5 protein-coding genes are annotated in these 6187 nt (G+C 33.8%); 1 reads left to right on the forward strand and 4 read right to left on the reverse strand.

Translation table 11 applies throughout. The annotated features are described in order from the left end of the window. Positions 1 to 153: 153 nt before the first annotated feature. The 4 genes from OZD68_RS03000 to OZD68_RS03015 form a co-directional block, all read right to left on the reverse strand. Positions 154 to 2118 (reverse strand): ankyrin repeat domain-containing protein, encoded by a 1965-nt coding sequence (locus tag OZD68_RS03000; RefSeq protein WP_182309429.1) that lies wholly within the window; start codon positions 2116 to 2118, stop codon positions 154 to 156. Positions 2119 to 2272: 154 nt separating this feature from the next. Next, positions 2273 to 4570, reverse strand: a complete 2298-nt coding sequence (locus tag OZD68_RS03005; RefSeq protein ID WP_182309428.1) for an ankyrin repeat domain-containing protein — start codon at positions 4568 to 4570, stop codon at positions 2273 to 2275. Further along, positions 4534 to 5145: a hypothetical protein gene (locus OZD68_RS03010; RefSeq protein WP_182309427.1), complete on the reverse strand. Its 612-nt coding sequence runs from the start codon at positions 5143 to 5145 to the stop codon at positions 4534 to 4536. The genes OZD68_RS03005 and OZD68_RS03010 overlap by 37 nt, the downstream gene beginning before the upstream one ends. Next, positions 5142 to 5432 carry a hypothetical protein gene (locus tag OZD68_RS03015; protein WP_275008964.1) on the reverse strand — a complete coding sequence of 97 codons (291 nt, stop codon included), beginning with the start codon at positions 5430 to 5432 and terminating at the stop codon, positions 5142 to 5144. The genes OZD68_RS03010 and OZD68_RS03015 overlap by 4 nt, the downstream gene beginning before the upstream one ends. A 320-nt stretch (positions 5433 to 5752) precedes the next feature. Here OZD68_RS03015 and OZD68_RS06595 point away from each other — a divergent pair, with 320 nt between their 5' ends. Further along, the gene (locus tag OZD68_RS06595; RefSeq protein ID WP_400666474.1) at positions 5753 to 5986 is read left to right on the forward strand and encodes a hypothetical protein; all 234 of its coding nucleotides are present in this window, start codon (positions 5753 to 5755) and stop codon (positions 5984 to 5986) included. Positions 5987 to 6187: the final 201 nt, after the last annotated feature.

Here is a 6187-nt window from a genome sequence, read left to right on the forward strand (position 1 = left end):
GCTTATGGCTATGGTAGAGCAGTAGCATATTATGATCTGTTCGGATTATTGTAAAAAGAGCTATAATTGTAAAAAAGAGCGAGTGATTTGTGTAGAGCTTAAGATAGTTCGTTTCTTAGATTGCTAATTATCTTAGTGAATATTTAATACCTTCTACCTAGCAATTTCTTCCCTAGAATTAGAAACCCTTCTTAATTCTTCACGTTCTGCCCATGAAACCTTTTTGTTGTTAGACTCGCTTATTACTTCAGGACGCATTAATCCACCATATCTTTCAAAATATCCCTGTTCAATAGCATCGTAGACCAAGTGGTCACCGAGCGCGCAATCATTGCCTAACTCTTCTTCGCGACCTTTGAATTTTTCTAATATTTCCTCTCTATTACTCACTTCTACTATAATTTTGCTTTTATCTTGTACGTCAGGATACAGTCTAACGTCTACATTTTCCAAACTGGTATAGAAAGTTAATACTACATCGCTACCTTCTGTAAGATCTGCGTAATTCCTTATTCCATCTTCAGTTTTAATTTCTACTTCACTATTACCGATCTTTACTATAATTCTTCCACACTTTACCTCTCCATCTGTTAGACCTAAATCCCTTGCCCCATCTGCTATCTCTGCAATGTCTATTTTACTATCTTTAGAATATTCTAAGTAAAAAACGGAGTTGTCTACTCTTGCATCTTTTAGCTCGCTATTGGTTGCACTTTTTGCAATTTCAATAAATTTACTAACATTGCTAATATAATCTCTATAAGCTTTTTTCATGTTAGCTTTATGCTCTTTAAATTCTGATGTCAGTGTGTTAGCATCAACTGTATTACCAAACACCGCCCCTCTTGATACTAATTGACATATTACATTACTAGCAACTTTAGGATTTTTTTCTAACTCACTGATTTTTTTCGTCACATAATCGGTAAAAGTGTACTCATCACCTGAAAAAAAATCTTGTGAAGAAGAATAATTTAAACGTACACCAGACTTTATAGCATCATTTACAATCTCTTCAAGCTCAACCATGTTTTTAGCTTGAGATACCTTATCAGAAAACTTACTTAGCTTTTTCTTTTGATTTGAAGTTAATTTAACAAGTAAGGTACTGGTTTGTCCTTTCTTTTTCTTAGGGTGATTGATATTTATACTATAATCTAATGCTCCTGCTTCTAGAACTATCTTTTTTAACTGTTTCACAGAATTTTCATCTTCAGGTTCCCAAGAAAGATCTTCAATATGTGAAAGTACTTTTGATTCACCCATTCCGTGCCGAATATTTAGCACCACTTTTAGGTCTGAATCTCCTTCGTATTTACTTAAAAAGTCCTTTAAATTTTTAGTGCAGTCTGAGTTGAGCACAAGTAAGTCATACAATTCATTGTTCAACTTTTTCTGTTTATCAGTTAAAAATAATTCTTCCATATGATAGCAGAGGTTATTAGTTGCTATTCGTTGTGGAGTTTTACCCTTTCTACTTGTTATGTTAGGGTTAGCTCCTTTCAAGAGGAGAGAGTTTGCATTATTATAATGACTCATGGCAGCAGCAAGGTATAATGGAGTTTCGCCCTTATCATTTTGTATGTTAGGATCTGCACCTGCATCTAAAAGTAGATCTATAGCTCGATCTCCTAGGGAGCGGTATTCATCAATCTTTCCCCCTGCAACCGCATGTAGTACTGTTGACTCAGATTCTCCTCTCTTGAGGTTAAGAATTACTTTTAAATCTTTACTATTTTTATTGTCATGTAAAAACTTTTCAAGAGGTTCAGTATTATCAAATGAGCTATAGTAAGAAATTAAATATTTTAGGGTATTGAGTAACTCTTTATTTAATTTTTTTTGACTTGGAGTAAGATCATACTCAGAAGCAAACCAAGTACAAATCTGTTCTCTCATTCCAACTTTACTATCTATTAAAGATGGTAGTTCATTATGATTTCTAACTGATGGTAAATCTTCTGAGTACCACATATCATTCATCAGCTCGTTTAATAAATGTTCTTTAGATGATAGATGTTCTATAATGGATTCATATTCAAAATCATATGGTTCTGGTTTGGATTTTGGTTTTAGTAGATTGATGATAGATTTTACTATCCCAGTAGATTCACCCATACTTACCCCTTAAGCTAAAATATATGGTATATTGTATGCGATATGTAATATTAAGTCAACAACCATAATCTTTTTACTACTCATATGATTAAGCTTTTGTTAAGCTTTCATGGTAAGCAATATAAGATCTTTAGACAATCAAGCAGTGTAGCATTTACCCTAGAGTACGGCTTGTTGTCTGTTTTGAATTTGTTACTATCTCACACCAACTATTTTTTTTCTTTTCATTAGATAAGGTAATTTTTTCAGAAGATTGACGTAGTGTTTCATGTTTTTCAAAATATCCTCGTTTAATCGCATCATGTACTGAATATCCACCAAGTAAACAGTTCTTACCTAATTCTTCTTTACAATTTTTTAATTGCTTCAGCAGATCTTGATTGTTCACTTTGACCACTATTAGATCTTTATTCTTTGTATCAGGAAATAATCTCACTTCTAACTCTCCCTGGCTGGTATAGAAAATTAATACTATATCACTATTATCTGCAAGGTTAGTGTAATTCCTTATACCATCTTCTTTTATAATCTCTACCTCACTTTTTCCGATCTTTATTATATTCCTTCTATATCCTACCTGTTTCTGACTTAGTTGATCTCTTACTCCATCTGTGATCATTGCAGCATCTATTGTACTTCCCTCTGAATATTCCAAGTAAAAAACAGCGTTATCCATTCTTACATCATTCAGCCTACCATCGGTTGCACTTCTCGCAACTTTAATAAGTTTATGAGCATTATTGATGTGGCATGTATAAGAATCCACGATATTATTTTTATGAAACTTAAATTCCAATTCCAGTTCTTCAATTACATCAATACTATTTCTAGTATACAATACTGCCCCTGCTGATACCAAATTACACACTATATCACTAGCAACTTTAGAACTCCTTTTTAACTTGTTTAACTCACCAATTCTTTTTATAGTATAATCTGTTAGACTATACCAATTACATGCAATACGGTCTCCTGGAGAAAGGTCTTTGTTAAAATTTAGCCGCACTCCAGATCTGATGGCTTCATCTATAACTTTTTTTAGTTCGTCCATATCCTCAGCTTTAGATACCCTGCCTAAAAAACTATCTAATTTTTTCTGTTGATCTGGCATTAAATGGTACCATAAAACGGGGGGGCGTTTTTCCCCTGCCATACAATAAGGTACATCGCATGATACCCCTGCCCCCAAAAATAAGTTTCTTATTTCTGCACTAATGGCTTTGTCAATATAAGTAATATTTCTAGCACATTCAAGAACTTCCAACTCACCTCTTTCACTCCGAATATTTAATACCACTTTTAGATCCTGGTTACTCTTGTGTTTATCTAAAAACTCTTTTAAAGTTTTAGTGAAGCGAATAGGGCCGTATACAGGTATTACAAGAATGTCATATAACTCTCTACGCAACTCCTCTTGTTCTTTAGTTAAAAGAAGCCCTGCGACATTGTAATGACCATCATCAACTGCAACTCGTTGAGGAGTTTTTCCTTGTTTATCACATATATTTGAATTAGCACCTCCACGAAGTAGTGAGCTTACACCTTCACTATTACCAATAGCAGCAGCATAGTGCAAAGGCGTTTCTCCTTCATGGTTTTTTGTGTTAGGATCTGCTCCTGCTGCTAAAAGTAAACTTACAGCTCGATTTTCCTTATTGCTACCCACTTCATATATATGAGCCCCTGAAACTGCATGCAATACTGTTGCACCAGATTCCCCTCTTCTAAGGTTAACAACAACTTTTAGATCCGGATTGCTTTTATTATCCTCTAAAAATTCTTCAAGCTCATAAACACTACCATTATCATAATCAAAAAGAACACCTTCATCATACCAGTCTAAATACTTTACAATATTTAGCAGCTTTTCGTTTAACTTCTCTTGGTTTTCTGTAAGACGATGATCTTCACCAAACCAAAGGCACACTTGTTTGCGTAATGAATCTCCACTATCCATTAAAGATGGTGGTACTGTATCCTTAAGCATCGGCATAGTCATTTGAGTATACCAAGAATCATACTGACTACATATTTCACCTATTTCGCTCTCTGAATACCCTTGTTTTTTTAAGATTTCTAACGGATCATTACACAAAATTTGTGATAGATGTTCTGTTTTAATTAACTCATATTGATCATGGTATGGTCTATTTGTTTCTGAATAATCTTGCTCAGAATTCAGTTCCGGTTCTTTCTCTTCCTGGAAAGAATCGCAATAACCTTCATCTAATAACCTACTTTCTTTTTGAATTTCTTCTTGTCCAGAACAACCATGTTCAATTTCCGTTTGAGTAAAATTGTCTATCTTAGTATTTGCTTCACTCAGCTCATCTGATAGAGATTTTGCTGGCTTAAGATCTTGAGATCTCGAATTTGAACCATTAGATTTTTCCTGTAGTGCGTGCAACTCCATAGTTAAATCCCGAATTTTGATTCTTTTTGACTTAAACACATTCTTAGATCCTCAGCTTCTTGTAAAACCTCATCATTGTCCGAATCGCTATCTGATAGCATCTTGCCTAAAGATTGTATTGAATCTTCCAACTTCTTATTTTGACGTTGTAAGCGACTTATCGAATCCTTACGTTCACCTAAAAGTCTGTTTAGATCCTCATTTGCTTTATCCAGAGAATGAATTTCACCTTCTGCATGATCTAACTTAACATTTAATTCTTTAACCACAAGATCCATTTTTTTCATCCTCACACGTGAATCCTCAGTCAATTGTTCTAACCTTTGGTTTTCTTCATGGATTATAAGTTGCTCCCTTCTTAGATTTTCTATCACAACTTTACTAAGTTTTAGTTCTTTTTCTTTATCCTCTAACTGTGACAAAAACCTATCCCCAAGGGATGCTATTTCCTCATTCTGTTCTTTTAGTTCTTTATTTTGCTTGAGTACATAATTTAGCCCTTTCTCTAGTTCTTCATTTTTCTTGAGTACACAATCTAGTTTTTTCTTTAATTCTTCATCTTGCTCGTGTACATAATAATTATTATTTTCTAGATCTTCTCGTAAGCGTGTCATCTGTTCCTCGAGTTTGTTACTTTTTCAGAAAATTTATCCCTTTCACCCCTCAGTCCTTCAAGTATACCAACTAAATCTTCTGCTTTTTCTCCCAACTCAACTTCCAACCTTTTCTTATCTTGAGGTTGACAGCACCCACCCTCAAGAATATTTAAAATACATTTAACCAAAGGAAACATTATATCGATAGAATAGGCTTGTGCTTCATTCTCATTTGTACAGTTAAAAATTAGACGCTCAAGCACTTCTTTAATAGAACTACTTGATTGCACGGCTGAAGACCCCACACTTAACATTTCCCCTCCCTAAACACCTTGCTTAACACACTCATTGATTCCTTTTGTAACTTGTAAACCATTCCTTTACTAACCTATTGATTTTAATACATAAACCATCACTAACACATTAAACCACTTTTCTTACCTACTGTCAACCAACCTGGTTTATCATATTAACAAGTATTTATCTAGTCAAGTAATTTATCAACTTACAAGATCAACCATGAACCTTTTCACCTTCGACAACACAAGCAACATTTGTTCAAGAGCACTTCTGGGGAGAATATTACAGTATAGCTCTTTTTACAATAATCCGAACAGATCATAATATGCTACTGCTCTACCATAGCCATAAGCACATATCTTATCCTATTCGGACTATTGCGAGAAGTGCTATATTAACCTGTATAATATTTATGGCAAATATCTCGATAAGGTACAAAATAGCACAAAAAGTAAGGAGCTGTAGGTTAAAGAGAAAATATACTCTGAAAGACTTAGTAGACAAAACAAGCACAAACTGCCACACGCTGCTAAGATGTATTAAACAAGATTTAATCTGACACTTTAAAAAAGTAAGTTATAAAATAATAAAAGAAAGGAGTGTTAGAAATGAATACAATACAAACAAAAATATTAAAACCAAAACTAGGTTTATTAGAGCTAGCAAAACAGCTCGGGAATGTATCTCAAGCCATACGCGTCAAGTTAAGGAAAAGTGGTATAAGGAAGAAAGGAAACGAAAAAACTATTTTATATATTAA

Origin of the sequence: Wolbachia endosymbiont of Drosophila bicornuta, assembly GCF_028982105.1 — a bacterium.
GTDB classification, from domain to species: Bacteria; Pseudomonadota; Alphaproteobacteria; order Rickettsiales; family Anaplasmataceae; genus Wolbachia; species Wolbachia pipientis.